Source organism: Ruegeria sp. AF1 (assembly GCF_056542125.1).
On record NZ_JBQFZG010000005.1, the window covers coordinates 95,664 to 121,589 of the forward strand.

The window sequence follows — 25,926 nt, forward strand, 5'->3', positions numbered from 1 at the left end:
AAACGCCCCCTCGGAAGATCGAGAGGGCGGTTTCCATCAGCTTAGCGCTTCATCGCAGCGTCGGCAAACTCCGGCGTGGGCGTGGCGGCCCACGTCAGGAAGGATTTTCCAACAGCGCTGACACTTCTCGCCTTCGGCCTTCTCGAACACGACGGCAACGCCTTCGATTTCGGGTACGCGGAACGCTTCGGCCGGGGCCGGGTCGCCGGTCACAGTCAGGCCTGACGTGATGCACAGATCGTCCACGTCAAAGGTCACCAGCAGATCAAGGGTTTCACTGTCCTCAACATGCACAATCGGAGCTGCTTCGAGGCTGGAGCCGATCACCTTGTCCTGACGCTGGATCTCAAGCGCGGCCGTCACTGCACGGCGTACACGGCGCACTTTGGCAACAGCCTCTTCCAGTTCGGCAAAACGCCAATCCGCAGGCGTTTCCGGGAAGTCGACCAAATGGACCGAGCTATCTTCGCCCGGAAAGCGCTCCAACCAGACCTCTTCCATGGTGAAAACCAGAACCGGTGCAAGCCACGTGGTCAGGCGATGGAACAGGATATCCAAGACCGTCCGCGCGGCACGACGGCGCGGCGTGTCGCCGTCACAATAAAGTGCATCCTTGCGAACGTCGAAGTAGAAGGACGACAGGTCAACCGTGGCAAAGGTAAAGACCGCGCTGAATACGCCCTGGAAATCGAAAGACGCATAGCCCTTGCGAACCTGCTCATCCAGATCGGCCAGCCGGCTGAGCACCCAGCGTTCCAGACGCGGCATGTCTTCAATCGCAACGCGGTCGGCCTCGGTGAAATCCGCCAGCGAGCCCAGCATAAACCGCATAGTGTTGCGCAGACGGCGATAGCTGTCGGCGGTGCCTTTCAGGATCTCTGGCCCGATCCGCTGGTCGGCCGTGTAGTCGGTCTGTGCCACCCAAAGGCGCAGGATATCGGCGCCGTACTGCTTGACGACCTCTTCCGGTACGATGGTGTTTCCCAGCGACTTGGACATCTTGTTGCCCTTGGCATCCAGCGTGAAACCATGGGTCACGACGTTGCGATAAGGCGCGCGGCCTTTGGTGCCGCAGGCCTGCAACATGGATGAATGGAACCAACCACGGTGCTGGTCGGTGCCTTCCATGTAGACGTCGGCGATACCGTCCTCGGTCCCATCTTCGCGGTCGCGCAGAACAAAGGCGTGGGTCGAGCCCGAGTCGAACCACACATCCAGCACGTCAAACACCTGATCGTAGTCATCGGGGTTGGCGATGCCGTCTAGGATTTTCTCTTTGAACCCGTCGGTGTACCAGATATCCGCGCCGTCTTTCTCGAACGCCGCCTTGATACGCGCGTTGAGGTCTGCGTTGCGCAGCAGGTAATCCGCATCGGTGGGCAAGGCACCTTTCTTGGTGAAGCAGGTCAGCGGTACGCCCCACGCGCGTTGGCGCGAGAGAACCCAGTCCGGGCGCGCTTCGATCATCGAATAGAGGCGGTTACGGCCGGTCTGCGGCGTCCACTTGACCAGTTCGTCGATTGAGCGCAGCGCACGTTCGCGGATGGTGTCCCCCATCTCACCCATGCCGTCATCCAGCTTGCGGTCAACGGATGCAAACCACTGCGGCGTGTTGCGATAGATGATCGGCGCTTTCGAGCGCCACGAATGCGGATAGCTGTGCTTGATCTTGCCACGCGCCAGCAACCCGCCGACCTCGGCCAGCTTGTCGATGACGGCTTTGTTCGCGTCACCCTCACCGCCCTTGCGCGACAGGATGAACTTGCCACCAAAGAACGGCAGATCGGCACGGAACGAACCATCATCCATCACATTGTAGGTGATAACCTGCTCCAACATGCCCAGATCGCGATAGAGTTCGAATTCCTCCATCCCGTGCGAGGGCGCGCAGTGAACGAAGCCTGTTCCTTCGGTGTCGGTTACAAAGTCGGCAGCGCGGAAGTCGCGGATATCGTCCCATTCGCCATTGCCACCTTCGGCACCGGCCAGCGGGTGGGTCAGTTGCAGACCTTCAAGCTCGTCAGTGGCGACATCACGTACGCGGGTCCACTGATCGTCGTTCAAACGGGCACGACCCAACACATCTGCGGCCAGATTGTCAGCCAGCAGGAACCTGTCACCCACATTAGCCCAGCATTCCTCAGGCGCGCCGGTGACTTCGTACAGACCGTAAGAGATGTCTTTGCCATACACGACTGCCTTGTTCGACGGCATGGTCCAAGGTGTCGTCGTCCAGATCACGACGAATGCATCATCCAGATTACCCGCGTTCACGACCTTGAACTTCACCCAGATGGTAAAGCTTTCCTTGTCATGATACTCGACCTCGGCTTCGGCCAGCGCTGTCTTCTCGATGGGCGACCACATCACGGGTTTCGAGCCCTGATACAGCGTGCCGTTCATCAGGAATTTCATGAATTCGTCAGCAATCACGGCCTCGGCATGGAAGTCCATGGTGATGTAGGGATCAGGCCAGTTGCCGGTGACGCCCAGACGTTTGAACTCTTCCCGCTGGATGTCGATCCAGCCTTCGGCGAACTTGCGGCATTCCTGACGGAAGTCGATGATGTTCACCTCGTCCTTGTTCTTGCCCTTCTTGCGGTACTGTTCTTCGATCTTCCATTCGATCGGCAGGCCGTGGCAGTCCCAACCGGGCACGTAACGCGCGTCGAAGCCCATCATCTGATGGGAGCGCACGATCATGTCCTTGATCGTCTTGTTCAGTGCGTGGCCGATATGCAGGTGGCCGTTCGCATAGGGGGGGCCGTCGTGCAGAGTAAAGGGTTTGCGGCCCGTTTTCTCGCGCAAGCGGTCATAGACACCGATGGTCTCCCACCGCTCCAACCATGCGGGTTCGCGTGCAGGCAGGCCCGCGCGCATGGGAAAATCGGTTTTTGGTAGGTTCAGCGTTTCTTTATAGTCAGGCGTTTGAATCGTGTCGGCGCACATTTTGAGCGTCCTTTGGATGATCAGGTCGTACTTGGATCGAAGCGGTCGGTGCGAGTTCTCAAACACCTTTGCCCGGCGTCTCAGAGGGTCAGAGCGCCGGGGATATAATTCGAATAATGATGGCCGTCCGGTCATACATGGCCGCGCTTATAAGACGCCTGCCTTCAATGGTCCAGAGGTTCCGGCCCATGCGGCGAATGGCGCAGCTTGGCCCAGCGATTCAGCCATGCCAGACCAGCGAGCCCAAGCCCCAGCGCCAGCAGTGAAAACACCCGGATCAGCCCACCCAGACCGGCAATATCGATCAGGAAGACCTTGGCCACCGCCAGCCCAATCACCACCAGCCCCGCCTTGCGCATCGCATCCGAACCACGTGTCAGAGATTGGTAGAACAGCACCGCCCCGACCAGCAGCAGAACAAGGGTATATGTATAAAGCTCGGGCTGCGTGACGCCGTTGCCTTCAAACATGCCTGCTGCTCCCTGCCAGACATGGCGGATGGTCAACCCAAACCACACGGCAATCAACGCGCCCGCAATGGCGTAGCTTGCCAGCCTGATCTGCTTTGGCATGTCCCTGATCCGCCAGGCCGAGAATCCAATGGTCAGTGCAGGCACCAGATAAGCAAGGACAAGGGTGTTCAGAAACGGTGGGCCAAGCACCGGGTCGGCGTTGGGGTTCAACAACGGGTTTTGTTCGGTCAACGCCAAGGTCAGACGGAACAAGCCATGACCGGCAAAGAACGCCGCCAACGCGTACCGGGCATAATTCAGCTTGCCGCCCAGCCCAAACCTCTGAACCTGAGCAAAGGCCAGCAGCAGCCAGATGACCGCCAGCAGGCCCAGACCCCAATGGCTGTTGTCGGCCCCGCCTTCACCGAAACCTTCAAGCCACCGCAGTAGCAACAGGGACAGCAGAATGCCGCCCGTCGCCCATGCCGCGCTTTCCAGCAGCAGTGCTGCAACCGGCCGCAGCAAGGGACGCAACAGCCACCAGCCAGCCACGAAACCCAATGTGGCCGTGCCATAAACCATCACCATTTCGGACACCGGGGCCGCGTTGGCCCAGTCCAGACCCGGGTCAAGCACCAAGCGCACGGTGACGGCGAAGACACCGGCCCAGATAAACCAACTCATCTGCGGCAAGGTGAATCTGCGATCCAACGCTGCTGCTGCGACGACGCTGGCCACCAGCGCAATCGTCAGCGCGGCCGAGCTGAGCACGATGACGCAGGCAAAGACCAGACAGGACAGCGCCGACAACGTGGCCAGAGCAGCCCGCATCCTGACCTGGCCGTCGGCGCGACCAAAACGCCCGGCCAGAAACACCATCAGAACTGCCAGGACAATCGCGTGTAGGGCCCAGACGTACGCACCGATAACCGTGGCTGGATGCCAGCCCAATTCCAAAGCGATGGCCAGCGCCGGTGCAAAAATCACAGCCCCCCCGGCCCAGATTGCGCGAAACTGGTTTGCCCGGAATGACCGCCACGCCATCAAAATTGACATGAGTGCGCCCAAAGCAACCAGCACGGTGGCCACCATCGGAAAGTCGGCCTCGGGCGTCTCGGCATAGGTGTCGGCGAAGCTGCGCAGAACCGCGCCGTATTCCAGCCCGTGAGAGGCAACAAAAACCACAAGGCCCGTCGCAGGTAGCACGGTCAGATCCTGAAGGGCTGGCGCATCCTTGGCCCACAAAAGCAGCGCCAGAAGCAGGGCGGACAGCAGGCAGACACCCAGCCAGAATTCAGCTGCTGAGTCTGCCCAATGCCAGGACAGGATTGCAGTGCTGGCCGCAATCGCTCCGGCTGCGAGCCGAGTTGGAAACTCGGGCCACGGGCGGGTTCCGGGGGTGCTGATCACCTGAGACATCATGCGCCCTGCATGATTCGGCCAAACGCGCCGCACCGGAATGGCCGTTGCCAGAAGCGCCAGCACTGTTGTCGCAACCAGATACCCCGGTTCCGTATTCGGTGCGCCACTTATCAAAAGCAGGTTTGCCGCATAAACGCCGACCAACGTCAGAACAGAAATCCATGCCCAGCGCCGCACCGTGTCGATACCCAGCCCCAAAACGGCTACCAAAAGAAAATAGGCATAGAGCCACGAAGGATCGTCAGATGCGCCCCCAACCAAAAAGGGTGCGGCATAGGCTCCGATCAGTCCAACCGCAGCCAGCAGCGGGCCGTGGAACCACCCCAGAACAAGACCAACAAGCGCGATGACAATCATACCTGCCAAAGCTGTCTCGGCCCCGATCAGGCCATAGAGCTGCCGCGCAGACAGGATAGCCCCGAACAAGGTGACAAGACCGGCCCCGGAAAAGACCGATGGCAAATAGGCAGTGGCCACCGCTTCGTCATCCCCGAACCTGCGGCGCAGAACCTCGCCCCCGACAATCAAAGCCGAACCAAAACCAAGCGCGGCGAAAACGCGGGCCACCGGAGGTAACAATCCGTTCTCAACGCCATATTGCACGAGGAAAATACCGGCCAATGCCAGCGACAGGGCCGAGACAGCGTAAAACCAGTTCTCACGCAGCCACGCGCCCAGCGCGGCAAACCGGTCATGGCGAAATACAATTGCAGGCGTAGCGGCGTCGGTGTCTACATCTTCGGCGCTTTCGTCTTCCTGTCGCTTTGGCGCGGCCCACGGCCCTGGGCTTTGAACCTGTTCCTCTGCCACAGGTTGCGGTGAAGGTGCATCTTGTTCCGGTTGCAGCGATGCCGGTGCATCACGCGACACCAACGCATTGATCTGCGCTTCCAGTTGTTCGACCCGGCGACGCAATCGGGAATGCCCGACCAGAAGGGCAATCAATGTCACCGGGATGGCCAGAACAACCAGGCCAATAAGAACAAGCAGCGTTTCCAACCGAGTCGCTCCGATCCGTAATTTCGGCCAAGCTATCTTGTGCTGTCGGTCAGCAACAGTCAGGAAAGCCGTGAGAAAGTCTAAAGCACAGAAATCGCCGGGCGGGCGATCATCAGCCAAAGGATGGTCAAAACCGCCAGAAACGCCGGAACCCCGCAGGCGAACCAGAACCGAAACAAGCGGTAATACTCCGGTGGCAGTTGCGTTCCCTGCTCTGCCGCCGTTCGCGCGTGGTCCCGCAACCGGATTTGGACCCAAACCACCGGCAACCAGAACAGGCCCGTCAAAACATAAAGTACCAGAGACAACACAATCCATCCTTCACCCAAAGACCACCCGATCTGCCAGGCAAGCAGCGCTCCGGTCACCGGTTGCAGGATGACAGCGGTCGTGGTGAACAGAAGGTCACCCAGAACCACCGTACCCGCCGTATGGGCGATGACGCGCGGGTCGTTTGTCCGGTGCGCGATCAGCATGAAAAAGGCGATCCCTGCCCCAGTTCCCAGCAGCACACATGCACCGATGACGTGCAGCCATCGCAAAATCAGTTCAGGGTCCATCATCGGCTCTCAAACAAGGGCAGCGCCACAAGCGACAGGATCATCGCGGGCAGGATTTTCACCAGCGGCCCCAGCGGGTCCAACCACAAGTCCGGCATCGTGATCGAAGCGGCGATCAGGTAGAACACGGCCACGGTTAACTGCGCCACGCAGGCCCGCGCCGCCCATCGGCGCCACAGGATGGCCAGACCCAGCGCTATGTCGATCAGGGACCAGAACACAACGCTGGTCACCGCCATGGCGGATGACCACCCTGCTTCGACCAGCATGCCAGAAGCCGTGGATAAACCCGCCAAACCAAACAGGCCCGACAGCAACCAGAACAGGCTGAGTGTTGCAACGATCAGCGGCATCAACAGCGTCATCCGAGCGGTCAACCGATGCTCGCGCGCGCAAGGCAGCTTGGCGTAGACATCAGGCAAGGCGGCAATCCCGCGCCCGGCCGCTGCACGATAGTGGCCGGGGTCGCCAACCACGCCATCCGCCATGACCGTCATCGCCGTGCTGCGCAGCGGAGACCGCCAACCCAACCGGGCCAGACAGTCCGCCATGGACGCAACGGCTTTTGTCAGGACAGGCCGCAGGACCAAATGAAAGCGCGCGGCAGGAAACCCGAGCCACTGCCGCGTGCAGCGCACCACGTCCGACAAACTATGCGGGATATCCTCGACCAGATCGTAATTACCCTGCGGTAGGCGACCGGCAACGGCGGCAATCACGACGTCACACAGGTCGGGCATCCCGATGCATTGAACGGGTGTATCGGGGTAAGCCAGCGGTTGAACAAAAGGCACGGCAGCCAGCATTCTCAGCAACGCCGTTCCCCCATAATCCGTTTGCCCGATAACTAGCCCCGGCTTCAGGATCCAAAGTGTTACGCCCGATGAACGTAAAGCGGCATCTCCGCGCGCCTTGCTGCGCAGGAAATGCGTGCTCGCGTCCGGCTCTGCCCCGATTGCCGAGATCTGAACAACGCTGATGCCACCTTTAGCGCAGGCCTCTGCAAGGGCTGTGATTGCTGAATGGTGCACCGCTTCAAGGTTGTCCTGCGCGTTATCCTGCAAAACCCCCGCGCAATTCACCACGACATCGACGTTGGCCAGCAGGTCCTGCCAGTCTTCCTTGTGCAACAGATCTCGCAAATCGCCCTGTTTCAGCGACACCCCCGGCAGGACCTTTGCCCCTTGCTCAGGATTGCGCCCCATGCCCTGAACCGTGGCACCTGCGGCTGACACTGCCCGCGTGACGGCGGCGCCGATGAAGCCATAAGCACCCAGAACCAAAACGTTCTTTCCAGAAAGCTCGTGATCTGCCATTAGCCTTTGCACCCGTTTTGCGCCACTCTACCTATCCGGGAAGCTTTGACCAGTCGCGACTACCGAGCTGCGACATTTATGGATGGAACAGAGACCCGACGAGATACGCGATCAGTGCCGCCGAACCACCGATCAACAGCGTTTCGATACCTGATCGCCACCAAGCCGCCAACGACCACCGGCTTTTGAATGCTCCAATCGCAAAGAAAACCCCCAACGTCATCCAGATCGACATCTCAAAAGCGTTCTCCACCGACGCTAAAAACGGCAGCAGCGGGATCATCCCGGCCACAAGGAACGCGAAAAACGTGGCCAACGCGGCTTTCATCGGATGCGGGTCTACACTGCCCAGCCCATATTCACCCTCGATCATCAGGTTGACCCAATGTTCGTGGCTCGACGTGATCGCGGCGGTGGCTTCGTTCAGAATTTCCCCTGACAACCCTTTTTGTGACAGAATTTCACGGACCTCCTCGCGCTCGCCGTCGGGGTAGAGTGCGATGTGGCGTTCCTCGATCGCCCGAATGCGCCGTATGTTGTCCAGTTCGGCCTTCGTGCCCGAATAGTTACCTGCGGCCATGGAAAACCCGTCCGCCAGAACGTTTGCCAGACCAAGCGCCACGATGACAAACGGGGAAAGACCCGCCCCCGCGACACCGGCGACAATGGCAAACGTAGTGACGGAACCGTCAATGCCGCCATACACAACGTCGCGCAACACGCCACGCCCGGGCGGAGCATTGATCCGGTCGGCGATTTCCTGCGGACTGTGACCGTGATCCGTCATGGCTAGCTCCTTTTTCACAGGCAGAGTGCCGAAGGGAGTGTTCTGACGCTTTGCTCTGGATCAACCCTTGGAGAATAGACCCTGCAAGGCTCGCTTGATGATGCCCCGCGTGGAGGGTTTGTGGCGTTTTGAGAATGGTAACGGGCGGCAGACTTCCATCGCGGCCACGCCCACTCGGGCGCTGAGCGCACCGTTGACCAGACCTTCTCCGAACCGTCGGGACAATTTGCTGAGAACGGATCCGCCAAGAACAGGTTCCAGCAGATCGTCACCAACGGCCACCGCCCCAGTTGCGACCAGATGCACAAAGACGGCACGCGTCAGACGCCAGCTTCCCAACGTGCCAGCCCGCCCCCCGTAGATTTCCGCAATGCGACGGATCATCCGCAGGGACGCAGCCAGTGCCGTTACAACATCCGCCAGTGCCAGAGGGACCAGAGCGGTCACGGTGGCAACCTGCCGTGCCGCGGCCTCAACCTCACGGCTGGCGGCGGCGTCGAGCGGGGCCAACAACTCATCCTCGGCAAGGACTATAAGCGCCTCGGCATCGAACTGTTCTCCCATACGCTCGGACAATCGCTCACGACCCCAGCGGGTATCCTCGCGCCCTTTGTAGAATGCTATGATGCGATGTGTGACGGCACGCGCCTGAGCCAGGTCTTCATCAGCCAATGCAATATCCGCTGCACGGCGCATCCCATCAACACGGGACAACCGCCCCAAAGCCGCGAGCTCGCGCAGCGCGATGATCACCGCCACCAGAACCAATGCAGCCAACAGTCCGGCAACGATCCAACCCAATACGGGCGTCCGCTCCACCAGAGAGGTTGCAAAATCCCAGGCAGCCACCGATATGGCCGCCCCGACCACCGAAAGCGCAAGCCCCCAGAACCAGCGCGCAAGGGCCGAGGGTTTGCGGGCCGCCAGTCGGGCCGCGCTTTGCATCGCCTGCCCTTCAGGCGGCACAATATCCGGCACCGGTTTTGCCTGCGCGACATCAGCAGCGAGTTCATCATCGTCAAGATCGATCAGAACCGGACCTTTAGCCATTTGTCGCATCCCTGCTGTGCCAGACAAACCTTATGTCCGGCAGGTTTTCATCGTTTTCTGCCCCATCGCTGCGCGCCACCTCGGCAAAGCCGTTTCGCTCATAGAACCGACAGGCACGGGAATTATCCTGAAACGCGTATAAGCCCAGCCGCCGCTGGCTTGATTTCGCGTGACCCAACAATTGCTGACCAATCCCCTGCCCCCGAGCTTGCGCATCCAGATAAAGTGAATGGATTTCACCACCATTCAGCGCCAGAAACCCGACCACACCTGTCTCTGCCTCGGCCACAGTGACCCAATCCTGATCAATCATCCGACCGCAGAAGGCAATGGATTCAGCACAGCTGTGCAGTTTGGGCATCCAGTCGTTTTCCAAGGCGAAGCCGTGCAGGATCGTACCGATTGTACCGGCATCTGTGGTGCGTGCGGGGCGCAGTGTCGCGATCACAATCTGTCTCCGATCAGAAACTGCGCCGCACGATCCAGTCGGATATGAGGGGGGCCGTCACCGGGTTTAAGGGTTAGTTTTGCCGGGGCAAAGGCCATGAACCCATAGTCTTCGTTCAACCAGCTCTCCGCTCCATTTCGCGCCGGACCCAACAGATGCGCCGGATCCTCGGGCAAGTCTCCGGGATAGAAAGCGGCCTGTTTGCCGCTGTCCAACAAAGTACCACGCACGCATGGCAGATCGGTTCCGTCGTGGCTGCGAATCTCTTCGGTCGTTGCACGCAGCGATGCCAGAGACAGGGCCGCGGTCCGGGCCCCGGCGAAATTCGCACGATTGCGCGCCTCGCGCGTCAAAGCCTCGATAATCGCGGTCAGGCGGGGATGTTGCGTGTGGTGCAGGTGGTCCGCTTTTGTCGCTGCAAACAGGATGCGTTCGACCTTTTTGCCCAGCAAAAGCTGGCTCAGCCATGCGTTCCGGCCCGGACGAAAAGCCGACAGGATATCGGCCATCGCGCGGCGCATATCTTCAACGGCCTGAGGACCCTTGTGAATTGCGCCCAGTGCGTCAACCAGAACCACCTGCCGATCAATCCGCGAGAAGTGATCCCGAAAAAACGGTTTCACGACCTGAGATTTATAAGCTTCAAACCGCCGTTCCATCTCGCGCTGAAGGGTCCTGCGCCGCGACGAGCCAGTGATTGCCAGCGGTGCAAAGGTCAGCACCGGAGATCCCGCCAGATCGCCCGGCAGAAGGAAACGTCCCGGCGTACAGTCGTAAAACCCGGCATCGCGCGCTGCGTTGAGATAGGCGGTGAACGACGCGGCCAGAGCTTGTGCGGCAGGTTCGTCGTGCCCTACCGACGGGTCTGTATTTTGGACCAACGCCAGATACGCGGCAGCCTCCGCACGGGTCTCGATCCGTGCCAGAGTTTCCTGAGACCAGTCTGCGTAAGATTTGTCCAGCAAGGCCAGATCCAGCAGCCATTCGCCGGGGTAATCGACGATATCCAAATGGACCGTGCGCGGCCCTTGCAACCCGGCAAGCAGCCCGGCGGGACGGGCCTTGAAGGACAAACGCAATTCAGACACCGCACGCGTGCTGTCTGGCCAGTGCGGTATCGGTCCCGTCAGGGCAGACAGGTGCGATTCATAATCGAACCGGGGCACAGTGTCATCCGGCTGGGGTTGCAGAAAGGCGGCATTGATCCGCCCCTCCTGCTGCGCAACAAGCCCGGTCATACGGCCCCGATCCAACAGATTGGCAACCAACGAAGTGATGAATACTGTTTTGCCGGATCGTGCCAGCCCGGTGACACCCAAACGGATGACCGGCTCGAAAAATGTCTCGGACACGCTGTCGCCGATACTTTCGACGCCACGCGCAAGACTGTCTGCCAGTGAAGAGATGACCAATCCGCCGCCCCGCAATTTTCCTTTTACCCAAGATAGGTAGCGGTCGCGGCACATACCAGCGCTTTCGCCCCCTTGCCCGATCCTGCGCTGCGCTGTACCAGCGGCACATGCCCAGATATGCGTTGAAAGTTGAATACCAGGGGGAGCCGTTTGCCGGATGGCAGCGGCAAAAGGATCAACCATCCGTGCAAGGTGCCATCGAACAGGCGCTTTCCCGAATTCAGCCGGGCGGCCACACAATTGCCGCAGCAGGGCGCACAGACGCCGGTGTTCACGCTCTGGGGCAGGTTGCCCATTGCGACATGGCAATGGAATGGGACCCGTTTCGCCTGTCTGAGGCGCTGAACTATCATCTCAAGCCTCTCCCAGTGGCTATCGTTAAGGCCGCCCCAGTGGCCGAGGATTGGCACGCGCGGTTTTCAGCGGTTGAACGGCAATATCTGTTCCGCATCCTGATGCGCCGTGCGCCTGCAACCCACGACCGGGGACAGGTCTGGCAGATTAGCCACCAGTTGGATGTCGACGCCATGCAGGAAGGGGCAAACATGCTGCTGGGCCGGCATGATTTCACCACCTTTCGGTCCTCCATCTGTCAGGCGGCCAGCCCGGTCAAAACCCTTGATGAACTGCGCGTTGAACGGGTCGAGGGCTTTTCCGGCCCCGAGGTTCATTTCCACGTGCGCGCCCGGTCGTTCCTGCACAATCAGGTGCGCAGTTTCGTTGGCACTCTGGAACGTGTCGGGGCGGGAGCGTGGACCCCGGACAACGTGCGTGAGGCTTTGGAAGCCACCGACCGCGCTGCCTGCGGGCCGGTATGTCCGCCGCAGGGGCTTTATCTGGCGCGGGTCGGATACCCGGAACCGGTGTTCGACTGATCTAAACCGCGCGCAGAAGCAACCCGCCTGCAATCACCGCAATTGTAAGTCCTGCCACCAGTTCGATGCTGGGTGCCAAAATCGACGCAAAGCGCGTGGCCGAAGCCGAAGCCAGCAGCCCGCCGCGCAGACCAAAAGACGTCCACCCGACCAGCGTAGTCACAGTCGCCGTGCCAAGCGCCATGGCAAAAGCACCCGCGATCCCCACCATGGCGATGCCCATTTGCCACGTCAGGATCAGTACAAACAAGGCACCGGTACAAGGCCGTGCAGCTATGCCTGCGATCAGGATCAGGGCTTCGCGCAATGTGCCGACATTCGCAACCTCGTCCGCGGTTGGACCATGACGATGACCGCACTCCGCGCAGTCTCCGTCATCATGATGGTGCTGATGGGTGTGATCGTTAGGGACATGCTTTTTTCGTTGTCGTGCGAAATTGCGCACAGCCCGTACAACCAACCAAAGCCCAATCAACGCAATGGCTCCGTAGCTGATCGGAGCCATCACCTGTTCGGTCGTCCCAACAAGGCTTTCGCGGGACATCTGAAAGACCAGCACCCCCGCGTAGACCAGCACAACCGCCATCACCGCCTGTCCAAAACTGGACAATACGCTAATCGCCGACAACCGCCAGAAGGCAACACGCCGACCCAAACCGTAGCCCCCGATCAAAACCTTCCCGTGGCCCGGACCCACGGCATGAAAGAACCCGTAGGCGAAACAGACAGTCAGAAGCGTGGCCACCGCCTGAGGCTGTTCCGCACGCGCGGCACGCAAGGACCGCGCGATCTGGTTCTGAAAGTCCCGCTGCTCTCCGGCTGCCCAACTTGCCAGGCTGTCAAACCCACCACTGCCCCAGAACCAAAGCAGCAAACCGAAGGCCAGAGCGACCGAAACAATCAGGAAACGGGACATGAAACGAGGATCTCAGTCGCAAAGTTCTCACCAACCAATGGAATATCGTTTTCCTCCAGGTCGTAATCCGCGTCCAGTGTCAACAGAAACGCCTGCATCTGTGCAAGCTGCCCGTCTATGTCGGGATCGTTACGATCCACCCGGCATAAAGCCGGGCCCGTCACGGTTACAGGGCGCGTAATCTCGTAGGCCGTATAGAAGGACTCATCAAATGCCTTGGCGGAAAGCCCTGTGGCAAGTATCGCGTCGCCTTCGACCGCGCGCATGTGGGTGGTCACGACCCGCCCATCTTCCGTTGTCGCACTGGGCTCTAATGGACCGGACAGTGCAACCAGCGCTCCGTCTTTAGTGAGCACGAGGTCGCCGTTATACCCCTCGACCCATTGCATATCGAACCCGCTCAGACGTTCTTCTTCGCTTTTCGTCAAAATGCCGTCAGCATCCTGATCCAAATTCATGTCTTCCAGAACAAGCAGAGAGTGGAATTCGTCATATGCCCAAGTCACCCGGATATGGGTCAGGTGACCGGCCTCATCCACGATGAATTCCAGCCCGGTGTCGATAAAGACATGCGGGTGCGACAGGGCCGGGATCGGCAGGCAACAGGTCATGACAGTGAACAGCCAGCGCATATGCGCAAGATAGGTCTGAAGGGACACTGCGACAACGGCCTTTACACACGCCTGCGAAAACCAGCCGACCTTCAGACCGGCGGGAACAGCACCAGTGTTTGCAGGGCGGTTCCTACAGGACCTTGCGTGTCGAAAAGCACGGACTGAGACATGCCGATGCCCGTAGGTTGCCAATGTGAAACCGAACTGGACGCCAGCCAATCTGACACTGGTTCGCGGTGGATATTCACGGTCAGATCGGTGTTCATGAACCCCATTTCCGACGTCGGAGCATTCCACGAGATACCATTGCCGCAATCCGCCAACGGGCACAGTGCCTGAATGGGCGACTGATCTTCGCCGCTCAACAGCTTTGGGGTGCGCATCCAGACCGTTTTGGGTCCGGCCCCCTGTTTGCCGTCTTTGGGATAAAGGATGTCACTGTAGTGGGCAAACCCCTTCAAATCATGACGAATCTCGCCGATTGGAAAAGGACCTTCTACCGCGTCTTCCAACTGTGGCGCGCTGGTTTCGACGTTTGCCACCACGCCTAGATCGCGCCGCACCAGATGCATGGTGGTGGCCGTGGCGCAGAGTGTGTCATCCAGATCATGCACCGTAACACGTGTGGTCGCCAGCGTCTTTGTATGGCGCGTGGTTTCTGCGGCAACCCGCAACCCGGCCAAGGGCAGAGGGCGCAACAGGTCAACTGTCAGGCGGGTCAGCATCTTTTCGGGGCCAACCTCAGTTTCCGCTGCCCGCACTATCAACCCGCTGACCGGCCCTGCGTGGCAATGATCGGCAGACCACGGACCGCGTGCAGGATCATGTCCTACAAACGCCCCATCCTCGCGCTGATGAAAATAGGTCTGATCCGTGAAGTCGAGCCCTGCCATCAGTCCCCTCTGGTCATTCGCTGCGTTGTGTGCCTCGGCTCACTCATACCGGTAACCGATTGCGATGTAACGTGGTTTCCCCGGTGCGCGGTGAGTGGTATCTTCACGAAACTGTCCTCTTCGGGTTTTGAAACCGGGCTGTACTTTTAGGCACGAGGATGGCTTAACAGACCTGATCCTGTCCACCGCTGTGACGGGACGTCACCACATCAATTCCAAGTGGGGTTCGCATATGGCGTTGTTGATTGAAACCGGGCTGTCGGACTGGATTGGGGATGAGGAAATCGCCGCCACTTTACAGGCCCTGGCGCCTGGTGCCGACATCCGCACACCCGAAACGCTGGGCGACCCCAACGACATTACGATGCTGGCGGTAGTCAGCATGCAAAGCAATCACCCGACGAAGCTGCCCAACCTGAAACTGGTTCAGAAGCTGGGGGCCGGGGTTGAGACCATAGTTGGCCATCCGGACCTGCCTCCGCATATCCGTGTGGCGCGATTGAAGCCAGACGCGCCTGCGCAGGGCATTGCCGAATGGTTTCTCGCCTATATTCTGCGCGCTCAGCGCCACATGGTCTTTCACGAGGCATCCCAGAGTCGCGCCGAGTGGTTGCCGCGCGCGCCCGTTTTCACACCTGATACGGTTGTGGGCGTTCTGGGTCTGGGCCATATCGGGGCCCGCACTGCCCGCATGTTACGTGCCGTCGGGTTTCAGGTCATGGGCTGGAGCCGCTCACCAAAGTCCATCGATGGTGTCACCTGCCAGCATGGGCAAGACGCGCTGCCTCGGCTATTGGGGCAATGTGATCACGTCTGTGCCATCCTGCCTTCGACGCCGCAAACCGTGGGTCTGTTTGACGCACAGACGCTGGCCGCGATGAAGCCGGGCAGTCAGTTGTTGAACGCCGGACGCGGAAACCTGATTGACGAGGCGGCACTGATCGCGGCGCTGGATAACGGTTCTCCGGGCCATGCGGTGTTGGACGTCACATCACAGGAACCGCTGCCGAAGGACAGCCCCTTGTGGCGGCACCCCGCTGTGACGATCACACCGCACGTCTCGGGCTGGTATCTGGGCGATGCACTGTCGGATGTGGCCGAGAACTACCACAGGCTCAAATCCGGCGATCCCCTGCTGCACGAAGTCAGCCGGGACCTCGGGTACTGATAGCCAAGTCAGAGATCAGGGTGTCAGGATCCAGTTTCCGTTACCGTCATTACACCGGCGGGTTCTGATTTCTCGGCTTTGATCGCTGCCTTCCGGCTGGATGACATGCTGAAGGCCGACGCAGTTGCCCTGAACGTTTTGCACCCTGATCGTTCCTTTTGAGCCGGTCTCGTCGTTTTGCCAGGACCGTTCCTGCCCTACAGAGGGCGTGCCATTGTTCAAAAGCGCATTCGAGGTTTCACTAACCACTTCAAAGTCTGCCGGGGACAGCCCCATCTCAGCTATGATTCGGGAGAGTGACTTGGCGTCGGCGGAACCGGTCATCAAAAGGGCGCCACACGCGGCAATGATGGGTAACAACTGGGCTTTCATAGGGGCCTCACAGAACTGAAATCATTTGTGACCAAGGATATACCTCTGTTTCAGCAGGGCCAAGCCCCGGGGTGCCGACCTTCAAAATATCCCGAACAAACCTATCGCGCGTCAGGACCTAATAGCGCCGCGCCTTTGTGCCCATAGTGCCATTCAAACGATCCCGAGGCAGACAAATGACCCATCCGACCTACTTCGCCCCGACCGGCGGCCATCCCGGCCAGAACCAGTTGCTGACCGACCGCGCCATGTTCACCGACGCGTATGCGGTCATTCCCAAAGGTACGATGCGCGACATCGTCACCAGCTATCTGCCGTTCTGGGAAGGAACACGCCTGTGGGTTCTTTCACGCCCACTCAGCGGATTCGCCGAAACGTTCTCGCAATACATCATGGAAGTGCAGCCCGGCGGCGGCAGCGATCAGCCAGAGACAGACGCGCAAGCTCAGGCGGTGCTTTTTGTCGTCGAAGGAACAGTGACTTTGACACTGAACTCGGAAAACCATGTGTTGGAGACAGGCGGTTATGCCTACATCCCCGTCGGCAGCGACTGGACATTGCGGAACACTGGCCAGACGGCAGCCCGGTTCCACTGGGTCCGCAAAGCCTATGATGCTGTTCCCGGGTTGCCCGCGCCAGACCCGATCATCACCAATGAACGCGATGTGACGCCAGTCGAAATGCCGGGGACCGAAGGCCGATGGTCCACCACGCGGTTCGCAGACCCACAGGACCTGCGCCATGACATGCATGTGAACATTGTCAATTTCGAACCGGGCGGGGTCATTCCCTTCGCCGAAACTCATGTGATGGAACACGGGCTTTATGTTCTGGAAGGGAAAGCGGTCTATCGTCTCAATCAGGACTGGGTCGAAGTTGAGGCCGGAGATTACATGTGGCTGCGCGCCTTTTGCCCGCAAGCCTGTTACGCAGGGGGGCCGGGTCGATTCAGGTATCTGCTTTACAAGGACGTCAACCGGCATATGCCCCTGTCCCTGTCGCACCGCTAAACGCTGGTCTGGCTGGAAATCGCAGTGATTTTTTATCCCAGGGCTTCACACAAGGGTCGGAATTTGCTGAACTCCAGGTAAATTCTTGTTTAGTGCATTGGAGATTTGTCCATGAAACTGCGCCTTGCCCTGATACCCGTTGCCGTACTCTCTACCTCTGCAATCTTACACACAGCACCCGCCATTGCGGGGGAAGAGACCAAATCCGTCTTCGTCATGAGCCGCAACTGGGCTGTGACACAGGTCGCTGACGCACCGGTCATTTATCGCGCCACACGCGACAACAACAACCTGAACCCGTTCGGCCCGCCCCCACGCCTTCGCACGACGCAAGCTATTGTTGCCATTCAACAAGCGACGGGCTGCAAGGTGATCTTCAACAGCATGTACCAGAATATCTCGGGTCAGTTCTTTTCTCAGGTCAGTTGCAAGTAAGCTGTTGCTGATCAGGCATTGAGGTCGCCCCGACGCCCTGCCATAGCTTGCGCATGAAACTCGCGATAAACGGATTCGGCCGCATTGGCCGCACGATCCTGCGGCAGGTTCTGGCCCTGCCCGAAGGGTCGGATATCGAGCTGGTGTTGATCAATGACATCGCGCCGCTGGAGACCTGCGCTTACCTGTTCAAATACGACAGCACCTTCGGCCCTTATCCCGGCGATGTGTCACAGGGGGATGAAACGCTGATCGTGGACGGGCGCTCTGTTCCTATGACCCACAGTGTCGATCTGACACGCGTTGACCTGTCCGGCGTTGACGTGATGCTGGACTGTACCGGGGTCGCGCGCACATCCGACGTGGCGCGTCGCGGGTTATCTGCGGGCGCTAGCAAGGTCCTGATCTCGGGCCCTTCGCCCGCGGCCGACATAACCGTCGTTCTGGGGGCGAACGAGGATCAGTTGGGCAGCGCCCGGATCGTATCGAACGCCTCTTGCACAACCAATGGGCTTGCACCGCTGGTCAAAGTGCTGGACCACATTGGTGGTGTTTTGTCAGGCCATATGACAACCATCCATTGCTATACAAACAGCCAGCCCATGGTTGACGCCCCGCGCGGCGACCTTGCCCGGTCGCGGGCTGGTGCGTTGTCCATGGTTCCGACAACGTCCAGCGCCACACACCTGATCGACGTGGTCCTTCCACATCTGGCCGGGCGCATCTCGGGGGCCGCAGTTCGCGTCCCGACAGCCAGCGTTTCGGCGGTCGACCTCGTGGTCACATTGGAACGCGGCATGAGGGCCGAGGATTTCGATCATGCTTTGCGTCAGGCCATTGACGCGTCGCCGGTTTTGGGTTGGACGGATATGCCGCTGGTGTCCTCCGATTTGCGGGCGCGCCCGGAATCGCTGGTCATCGCCGGGCCAGAAACCCGCATGGTCGGTGAAAATCAGGCGCGCGTTTTTGGCTGGTACGACAACGAATGGGGCTTTTCGGCCCGCATGCTGGACGTGGCCTGCCTGATGGCCGCGCCGTGACCGGACTTACCTTCGTGCACAGCGTCGGGTCAGTGCCTATGGTTTAGGCCCCGCGATAGGGTATTCTGTAACGCGGACTACCTTACTGATCCGTTCAATCATGAAATCCATGAACAGGCGTGCCTTTGGGTCCTGATGGCGCCGATGCGTGTATAGGCAGGCCATCTGAACTGGAACAGGCGGAGTTTCCGTCGCAACCGGTACGAGGCGACCGGATTTCAGATGCTCGGCCACCTCGAAAACCGGCTTCATTGCAATGCCTTGACCGGACAACGCCCAGTCCGTCAAAACATCCCCATCATCACATTCGAAGCGCCCGGACACGGCAAAACGTTTCGGACCATCGGTCGTTTTCAGCATCCACTGAAACTCGGTCGCACCCGGAAAGCGCAGATTCAGGCATTCATGCTTGTCGGCAATCAGGTCAGCTCCGGTTTTAGGCATACCGCGCCGCGCCACATAATCCGGCGCAGTACACAATACACGCTGGCAGTCGGCAATCTTGCGAATACGCAACGTGCTGTCCTCGGGCTGGCCAATGAAAAACGCCAGATCAAGACCTTCCGTCGTCAGGTCAACCGAGCGATCCGTCAGGCGCAAGCGGACATCAATCTCGGGGTATTCTGCAAGAAATTCAGGCACATGCGGTGCCAGCAATCGCCGCCCCACCCCCAGTGGAGACGCCACGAACAACGACCCGCGCGGTGCCTCGGTCAGATGCGTGACCTGAGCCTCGGCCTCGTCCACCGCATCCAGAACCGCCACCGCACCGGGGTAGAATGCTTTTCCCTGCTCTGTCGGGGACAGGTTACGTGTGGTGCGCTGGAACAGACGTACACCCAGATGGTCCTCAAGCTGCGATATTCGCGCCGATGTCACCGCTGGCGAAATCCTCAGATCTCGCCCGGCCGCAGACATGCTGCCCAGATCGTAAACCCTGACAAAGGTTCGGATGTTGTCGAGATAGGACATTTTTTCGGTTTTTTTGATACCAGTTGACAATATATTGGGAATACCGAAGAACCGCCCGTTTGCCTAGTGAATTACACAGGGCCGAAGCCAAGGACTGGCCAGGACATTGGTTGTATACGGTTGGCTTTGGCCCGGACTGCGGCAATTCCGGTCTGCCAATCGAGGTGCGGCAAAGCGATTGTGTCAGCAAAGGCCGGGACAATTCGACCAAAATTTCCCGATCCCGCGTTTATCCCTTTTCCCAACGGCATTCAGATGTTCTAACCTGACACTATAAGACCGTGCATCACACGGTAGCTGAGATCTGGAACTGGGACAGTTGGGGCTATTCATGCAAGGGCGCATGCCGCAAGGCCGTTTGAAGTGCTGGCTGAGTGCCATTGTCATGGCACTGACCCCGACCGCTCTGATGGCGCTGGAAACCTCTCTGACGGCGCCGGGCGCTTCAAAGGAACTTGTTGAACGTCTGAAAAAGACATCATCGGTGACAACAGCGGAAGAGCGGGGTCTGGATACGCCACTTGAGATCCTGTCTGCCGCCTTGTCGGATTACCGCACGCTTGTGCAGATCTTGTATGACGAAGGGTATTTCAGCCCGGTTGTCAGCATTAAGCTTGACGGGCAGGAAGCCGCTGAGTTGAGCTCTTTGACTGTGCCAGCCCAGATCAACAGGGCCGCAATTACCGTTGAAACCGGGCCAAGCTTCAAATTCGGCACGGCCATTGTTCAGCCCCTGGCGTCTGGCACCGTGCTGCCCGAAGGTTTCGCCCCCGGCAAACTAGCAACAACAGGGGTCATTCAAAAAGCAGGCTCGGACGGTGTGCAGGGTTGGCGGAATGCAGGCCACGCAAAAGCAAAAATTGAGGATCAGACCATTATCGCCCGTCACGCACAGGCCCGTCTGGATGCGCAGATTGATCTGGACCCGGGGCGCAGGCTGACGTTTGGCAGAATGTTCATTAAGGGCGACACGGATGTGCGCCACCGGTCCATCGAAAAAATCGCCGGTTTCCCAAGCGGGGAAGTTTACTCACCAGAAAAAATCCAGAAGGTTGGAACGCGTTTGCGCCGAACCGGCACGTTCAACGTCGTCTCATTGCAGGAACATGAGACAGCAAACCCCGACGGGACACTGGATTTCGACGCCACATTCGAAGACCTACCAAAGCGTCAGCTGACCTTTGGGCTCGAGCTGGCCTCGCGCGACGGTCTCGACGTGACCGCGACCTGGACACATCGAAACATGTTCAAACGCGCGGAGCGTCTGCGTTTTGAGGCCGCGATACGAAATATCGGTGGTTCCGAAGATCTTGATGGGCGGATCGGATTGCGTCTGGATCAGCCCGATCGTCTGGGTCCGGACGACAATACATTCTGGAACGTGTTGCTGGAGCGCCGCAACACTGAAAACTACAATGTATCGGTTGCGTCTGTGGCATATGGTGCGCGCCGCACATTCTCGGACACGCTCTATGCCGAAGCCTCGGCTGGGTTACAGTGGTCAGATGCTGACGACGCCTATGGAAGTGGCCGCAAGTTCAGATACTTTATCCTGCCCTTCCGCTCGGAAAGGGATGAACGCGACAATAAAGTCAGCGCCACGCGCGGCTATTATCTGGATTCCGAAGTCATGCCTTTCATTGGCTTTTCCGGCACCGATACGGGCATTCGCCTGTTTGTCGACGGCCGGATCTATACCAGCCTTGGAACCGGCGGCAGGGTTGTGCTGGCAGCGCGGGCGCAACTTGGATCAGTCATTGGCCCGCCAGCAGATGGCGTTACACCCGACTTTCTGTTTTTTTCCGGTGGTGCAGGAACCGTGCGCGGGCAACCCTATGAAAGCCTTGGCATCCCGGTCGGGACCGGTGTCGCAGGCGGCAAATCGTTCCTTGGACTTTCAGGCGAGATCCGGGGCAAGGTGACAGAGTCTCTGTCGTTGGTTGGGTTTTACGACTACGGTGTCGTCGATACCTCTTCCTTTATAGGAAGTGGCGCGGAAGATCATGCAGGTGCCGGTATCGGCGTAAGATATGATTTGGGCGGCTTCGGACCCCTGCGGTTTGACCTGGCCTTCCCGGTAAGCGGCTCCAGCGGCAACGGTCTGCAATTCTATATCGGGATCGGGCAAGCGTTTTGAGGCGGCACCTTTCATACCTTCTGCTGATTGGCACGCTGATGCTTGTGCCAGTGGCCGGCCCCGCGCAGGAGGACGAAGGCGGCAGCATGATCGAGCGGTTCCTACAGGACACGCTGTCGGGCGACGATCAGAATGTTACCGTCAAAGGTCTGCAAGGCGCGCTGAGTTCACGCGCCACCATTACCGAGATCACGGTGGCCGATGATGAAGGGGTCTGGCTGACCATCCGGGGAGCGGAACTGGATTGGAACCGGTTGGCGCTGATTCGTGGGCGGTTCTCGGTCAACGCGCTGACCGCACAGGAAATCGACGTCGCCCGTGCGCCGGGCACCACGACCAAGGACACACCGTCCGCTTCTGCCGAGACCCAAGCTTTTCAACTGCCTGAACTGCCCGTGGCCATCGAAATCGGCGAAATCCACATTGGCGAGCTGGCCTTGGGCAAACCTTTGATCGGCATTGCGGCGGAACTGGCCGTCAATGGCAACCTGTCGCTGGCCGACGGGACGCTGGACACCAAACTGGACATCACCCGACTGGATCGGGCCGGTGATCAAATCTCCATAGCTGCGGGTTTTCGGAACACTGACAGCCAGATTGATCTTGACCTTCAGGTCACCGAAGCCGCGGGGGGTCTGATCTCGACCGCTTTGAAAATGCCGGACAGGCCCCCGATCGGATTGTCCGCGAAAGGGTCCGGGCCGGTGACGGATTTTACGGCCGATATCGGCCTGAGCAGTGATGGGCAGCCACGAGTGACCGGACAGGTTCGGTTGCGTTCGGCCCCAACAGCCGCGGCTAGCGCGGAGGAGGGCATCGCCTTTACCGCAGATCTGGGCGGTGACCTGACGCCCTTTGTCGCTGAGAATATGGATACGTTCTTCGGCCCCAAAACGCAGTTGATCGTGGATGGACGGACCCTACCTGAAGGCGCGTTGGATATCAGTGATCTGGAACTCAGTTCTCAGGCACTGAACCTGAAAGGGGCGCTGCAACTGGCGCCGGGAGGTCGGCTGCAACTGGCGGCCCTGCAAGGACGCATTACACCGCCCGAGGGGCAAAGCGTCGTCCTTCCGTTGTCAGGTGGCGACACATCGATCGAAGCTGCGCAGGTCTCTGCGTTGTTTGATGAGAAAAACGGCAATCTCTGGGATCTAAGTCTGACCGCTAACGCCGTAAAATCCGATACCCTGAACCTGCAACGCGCGCAGATTACGGCGCAGGGAACTTTGGAACAGGGTGACGTTTTGCGGATCGACGGTGATTTGCAAGCTGCTTTGGACGGTATCGACCTGACTGACGATGCCCTGAACGCAGCCATTGGAGACCGCATTACGCTGGACGGTACGTTCCAGTATGGCAGGGATCAGGCCCTGAACCTGTCCGAGGTCGAGATGGTCGGCTCGGACTATGAACTGGGCGTTGATGCCGAGATCAGCGGCTTGTCCAGTGGTTTGGCCGTCGATGGAACCGCGACATTGCAGGCGACCGATCTGTCACGGTTTTCGGGTCTGGCGCAGCTGGAACTGGGCGGTCAGGCCTCTGCCCGGCTCACGGGCCAGGGTTCGCCTCTTGAAGGCAGTTTCGATGGCAAGCTTGAGGTCGAGGGGCGCGGTCTTTCCACAGGGCGCGATGACATTGACCCGGTGATCCGGGGCAACACAACAGTCACGCTGGACGCAAAACGCGGTCCAGATGGCGTAACGATCCGGGATTTTACGCTGATCGGCGATACTCTGCGCGCGCAGGCTGATGGTACGGTTACCACCCCTGAGGGCAGCGTGACGATTGACGGGCAAGCAACAGTCAACGCGCGGGATCTTTCCGTGTTCTCGGGCCTCGCCAAACGTGAGCTTGGCGGTGCGGTACAGGCGAAACTGGACGGCAAAGGCACTGTTCAGACGCTCGAGTTTGATGGCACAGCCAGCGTGATGAGCCGGGATGTCAAAACGGGCCTACCCGAGATTGACCCGCTGCTGGTCGGTCGGACCGAGATAAATTTCGACGGCGCGCTGAGTCAGAAGCAGATTAAAATCCGCGACGCGGTGATCAAAGGTTCAGCCATTGTGGCAAGCGCCGCGGCAACAATTGATGATCCGACGGATGCATTGGCCGTGGACGGGCAGGTCAGTCTGAACATCCCGGACCTGTCACCCTTTTCAACTCTTGCCGGGCGAGATCTTGCAGGTTCGATCATCGCGGACGTCGCAGGCAAAGGTACGGTTGGCAGCAAGGCATTTGACGTCAAAGGCAACTTGGCTGCTGATGACATCAAGTCCGGCATCAACGCGGTTGACAACCTGATCCAGGGGCGAACGAACCTGACGGTGGATGCGGTGAATGACGAGGCCGGTCTGAATATTCGCACATTCCAGCTGATCGGCACCGCCCTTTCTGCGGATGCATCCGGCAAACTGAACCGCGATGCCGGCGGATTGACCTTTTCCGCAGCGCTGGATGATCTGGGGCGGCTGTCGAAAACACTCTCTGGGCCTCTGAAACTGGACGGCAACGTCGCTCCGACACGGTCCGGGCTCGAAGGAACAGCACACTTGCTTGGGCCAGAGAGTTCCTATGCCAAAGTGTCCGGTACGGTGGACACAAATGGATCCGCTGATCTGGACTTCGATGCCAAGTTCAACCGCATCGAAAGGTTTGTGCCAGAGTTTCCCGGCACCCTTACCGCTGCGGGCAATGCCAAGCGGGACAGTGGCGTTTGGACCATCGACGCCAAGGCGCAAGGTCCCGCAGACATCGTCAGCACGGTTGCAGGCACCTTTGATGAAACCAGCAGCAATGCAGATATTTCAGCAAAGGGTGGCGTAAACCTGGGGATAGCAAACGTCTTCATCACGCCTAACAAGATTGAGGGGTCCGCGCGTTTTGATCTAGCCCTCAAAGGCCCGGCTGATCTGGCGTCCCTAAGCGGATCGATTACCACTTCGGGAACATCCCTTGCACTTCCCGGCGCAGGCCAGACCATCACCGGGATCAACGGACAGGTGGATCTGGCGCAAAGCCGTGCAACCATCACGCTGAACGGCGGGGTGCGGGCCGGTGGTGGCTTTACCGTCAATGGACCTGTCGATCTGACGCCCCCGTTCAATGCGCAGATCACGACAACAATCAACAGCCTCGTCCTGACCGATCGGCTTTTATACGAGACGACTTTGAACGGTCAGATTGCGATGACCGGCGCTCTAGCCGGGAACAGTTCGCTGGCTGGGCAGATCACCTTTGGTGAGACCAATATCAACCTCGCTGCGGCTTCGGGGGCTGTAGGTGCCGCACCGATCCCCGAAATACAGCATGTCAACGAAAGCGGTGCCAGTTTCATCACGCGCGAGCGTGCAGGTCTTGTAACCACCAAAGACAAGGGCCAAAGCACATCCCGAATAGCACTGGACATCAACTTGCTGGCACCCAAAGCCGTGTTCGTACGGGGGCGCGGTGTAAATGCCGAACTGGGTGGCCGGATTTCCATTGGTGGCACCACGACCTCGGTGGTCCCATCAGGTCAGATTGAATTGATCCGCGGTAATTTCGATATTCTGGGCCGCAGGCTGGCCCTGACCAAAGGCATCGTGACCCTACAGGGTGACTTGACGCCTTATATCGAGTTTGAATCCTCTGCCAGCACCTCGGACGGCACCGCGACCATCGAAATCGCAGGGCCGCTGGATTCACCCGAGGTCAGCGTGTTTTCCGATCCCGAACGCCCGGCGGAAGAGGCACTGGCGATGCTGCTCTTTGGGAACAGGTTCTCGGAAATCTCACCCTTCCTGATTGCGCAGATGGCCGCGTCGCTGGCGCAACTCAGCGGTGCTGTAGGGGACGCGACCAAGGGATTACGCGACTCTACCGGTGTTGATACGATTGATGTTGGTGCGTCAGACGGTGGCGCGGGCCGATTGGGTGCCGGGGCCTATCTGGGTGAAAACCTCTATACCGACTTTACCGTCAATACCGAAGGCGATACCGAGGTGAACCTGAACCTTGATGTCACCGACAATTTCTCGGTCAAGGGCACGGTTGACGGTCGCGGCGAAACGGGCATCGGAGTGTTCTTTTCAAAGGACTATTAGGATCGCTTCTGACC

General features: G+C 59.3%; 20 protein-coding genes. 7 read left to right on the forward strand and 13 right to left on the reverse strand.

Annotated elements, in window-relative coordinates; translation table 11 throughout:
* Positions 1 to 36 precede the first annotated feature (36 nt).
* From ileS to ACR0BK_RS09875, 8 genes are all read right to left on the reverse strand, one after another.
* A complete protein-coding gene (gene ileS / locus ACR0BK_RS09840; RefSeq protein WP_480554500.1) occupies positions 37 to 2,949 on the reverse strand; it encodes an isoleucine--tRNA ligase in 2,913 nt (970 codons plus the stop codon).
* Between the two features lie 164 nt (positions 2,950 to 3,113).
* Complete coding sequence (locus ACR0BK_RS09845) at positions 3,114 to 5,822, reverse strand: DUF2339 domain-containing protein (RefSeq protein ID WP_480554502.1); 2,709 nt, start codon at positions 5,820 to 5,822, stop codon at positions 3,114 to 3,116.
* 80 nt (positions 5,823 to 5,902) lie between these two features.
* Positions 5,903 to 6,382 (reverse strand): DUF2269 family protein, encoded by a 480-nt coding sequence (locus ACR0BK_RS09850; RefSeq protein WP_480494907.1) that lies wholly within the window; start codon positions 6,380 to 6,382, stop codon positions 5,903 to 5,905.
* Entirely contained in the window at positions 6,382 to 7,698 is a 1,317-nt protein-coding gene (locus tag ACR0BK_RS09855; RefSeq protein ID WP_480554503.1) for an SDR family oxidoreductase, read from the reverse strand. Before ACR0BK_RS09855 ends, ACR0BK_RS09850 begins: the two co-directional genes overlap by 1 nt.
* Positions 7,699 to 7,774: 76 nt before the next feature.
* Positions 7,775 to 8,485 (reverse strand): VIT1/CCC1 transporter family protein, encoded by a 711-nt coding sequence (locus ACR0BK_RS09860; RefSeq protein WP_480494812.1) that lies wholly within the window; start codon positions 8,483 to 8,485, stop codon positions 7,775 to 7,777.
* A gap of 60 nt (positions 8,486 to 8,545) precedes the next feature.
* Positions 8,546 to 9,535, reverse strand: a complete 990-nt coding sequence (locus ACR0BK_RS09865) for a YcjF family protein (RefSeq protein ID WP_480554504.1) — start codon at positions 9,533 to 9,535, stop codon at positions 8,546 to 8,548.
* On the reverse strand, positions 9,528 to 9,983 hold the full coding sequence (locus tag ACR0BK_RS09870) for a GNAT family N-acetyltransferase (RefSeq protein ID WP_480554505.1): 456 nt from the start codon (positions 9,981 to 9,983) through the stop codon (positions 9,528 to 9,530). Before ACR0BK_RS09870 ends, ACR0BK_RS09865 begins: the two co-directional genes overlap by 8 nt.
* Positions 9,980 to 11,395: a YcjX family GTP-binding protein gene (locus tag ACR0BK_RS09875; protein WP_480554506.1), complete on the reverse strand. Its 1,416-nt coding sequence runs from the start codon at positions 11,393 to 11,395 to the stop codon at positions 9,980 to 9,982. The genes ACR0BK_RS09870 and ACR0BK_RS09875 overlap by 4 nt, the downstream gene beginning before the upstream one ends.
* Before the next feature lie 107 nt (positions 11,396 to 11,502).
* Between ACR0BK_RS09875 and truA the strand changes: the two genes are divergently transcribed.
* Complete coding sequence (gene truA, locus ACR0BK_RS09880) at positions 11,503 to 12,270, forward strand: tRNA pseudouridine(38-40) synthase TruA (protein ID WP_480518784.1); 768 nt, start codon at positions 11,503 to 11,505, stop codon at positions 12,268 to 12,270.
* Between the two features lies 1 nt (position 12,271).
* Here the strand turns inward: truA and ACR0BK_RS09885 are convergent, their stop codons facing one another.
* From ACR0BK_RS09885 to ACR0BK_RS09895, 3 genes are read right to left on the reverse strand one after another with little or no spacing between them, the layout of a single operon-like run.
* Positions 12,272 to 13,186, reverse strand: a complete 915-nt coding sequence (locus ACR0BK_RS09885) for a nickel/cobalt transporter (RefSeq protein WP_480554508.1) — start codon at positions 13,184 to 13,186, stop codon at positions 12,272 to 12,274.
* On the reverse strand, positions 13,171 to 13,845 hold the full coding sequence (locus ACR0BK_RS09890) for a DUF1007 family protein (RefSeq protein WP_480554510.1): 675 nt from the start codon (positions 13,843 to 13,845) through the stop codon (positions 13,171 to 13,173). The genes ACR0BK_RS09885 and ACR0BK_RS09890 overlap by 16 nt, the downstream gene beginning before the upstream one ends.
* Before the next feature lie 44 nt (positions 13,846 to 13,889).
* A complete protein-coding gene (locus tag ACR0BK_RS09895; protein ID WP_480554512.1) occupies positions 13,890 to 14,693 on the reverse strand; it encodes a thioesterase family protein in 804 nt (267 codons plus the stop codon).
* 232 nt (positions 14,694 to 14,925) lie between these two features.
* On the opposite strand from ACR0BK_RS09895, the gene ACR0BK_RS09900 reads away from it, so the two are divergent.
* On the forward strand, positions 14,926 to 15,861 hold the full coding sequence (locus ACR0BK_RS09900; protein ID WP_480554513.1) for a 2-hydroxyacid dehydrogenase: 936 nt from the start codon (positions 14,926 to 14,928) through the stop codon (positions 15,859 to 15,861).
* A gap of 15 nt (positions 15,862 to 15,876) precedes the next feature.
* On the opposite strand, the gene ACR0BK_RS09905 is transcribed toward ACR0BK_RS09900, so the two are convergent.
* Entirely contained in the window at positions 15,877 to 16,185 is a 309-nt protein-coding gene (locus ACR0BK_RS09905; protein ID WP_480473761.1) for a hypothetical protein, read from the reverse strand.
* A gap of 224 nt (positions 16,186 to 16,409) precedes the next feature.
* Here ACR0BK_RS09905 and ACR0BK_RS09910 point away from each other — a divergent pair, with 224 nt between their 5' ends.
* From ACR0BK_RS09910 to ACR0BK_RS09920, 3 genes are all read left to right on the forward strand, one after another.
* Positions 16,410 to 17,243: a bifunctional allantoicase/(S)-ureidoglycine aminohydrolase gene (locus ACR0BK_RS09910; protein WP_480554515.1), complete on the forward strand. Its 834-nt coding sequence runs from the start codon at positions 16,410 to 16,412 to the stop codon at positions 17,241 to 17,243.
* A 111-nt stretch (positions 17,244 to 17,354) separates the two neighbouring features.
* Positions 17,355 to 17,678: a hypothetical protein gene (locus ACR0BK_RS09915; protein ID WP_480554517.1), complete on the forward strand. Its 324-nt coding sequence runs from the start codon at positions 17,355 to 17,357 to the stop codon at positions 17,676 to 17,678.
* Between the two features lie 53 nt (positions 17,679 to 17,731).
* The gene (locus ACR0BK_RS09920) at positions 17,732 to 18,718 is read left to right on the forward strand and encodes a type I glyceraldehyde-3-phosphate dehydrogenase (RefSeq protein ID WP_480554518.1); all 987 of its coding nucleotides are present in this window, start codon (positions 17,732 to 17,734) and stop codon (positions 18,716 to 18,718) included.
* A 36-nt stretch (positions 18,719 to 18,754) separates the two neighbouring features.
* On the opposite strand, the gene ACR0BK_RS09925 is transcribed toward ACR0BK_RS09920, so the two are convergent.
* A complete protein-coding gene (locus ACR0BK_RS09925) occupies positions 18,755 to 19,690 on the reverse strand; it encodes a LysR family transcriptional regulator (protein WP_480518770.1) in 936 nt (311 codons plus the stop codon).
* 385 nt (positions 19,691 to 20,075) lie between these two features.
* On the opposite strand from ACR0BK_RS09925, the gene ACR0BK_RS09930 reads away from it, so the two are divergent.
* Positions 20,076 to 21,827: an autotransporter assembly complex protein TamA gene (locus ACR0BK_RS09930; protein WP_480554520.1), complete on the forward strand. Its 1,752-nt coding sequence runs from the start codon at positions 20,076 to 20,078 to the stop codon at positions 21,825 to 21,827.
* 38 nt (positions 21,828 to 21,865) lie between these two features.
* Entirely contained in the window at positions 21,866 to 25,912 is a 4,047-nt protein-coding gene (locus ACR0BK_RS09935) for a translocation/assembly module TamB domain-containing protein (protein WP_480554521.1), read from the forward strand.
* Positions 25,913 to 25,926: the final 14 nt, after the last annotated feature.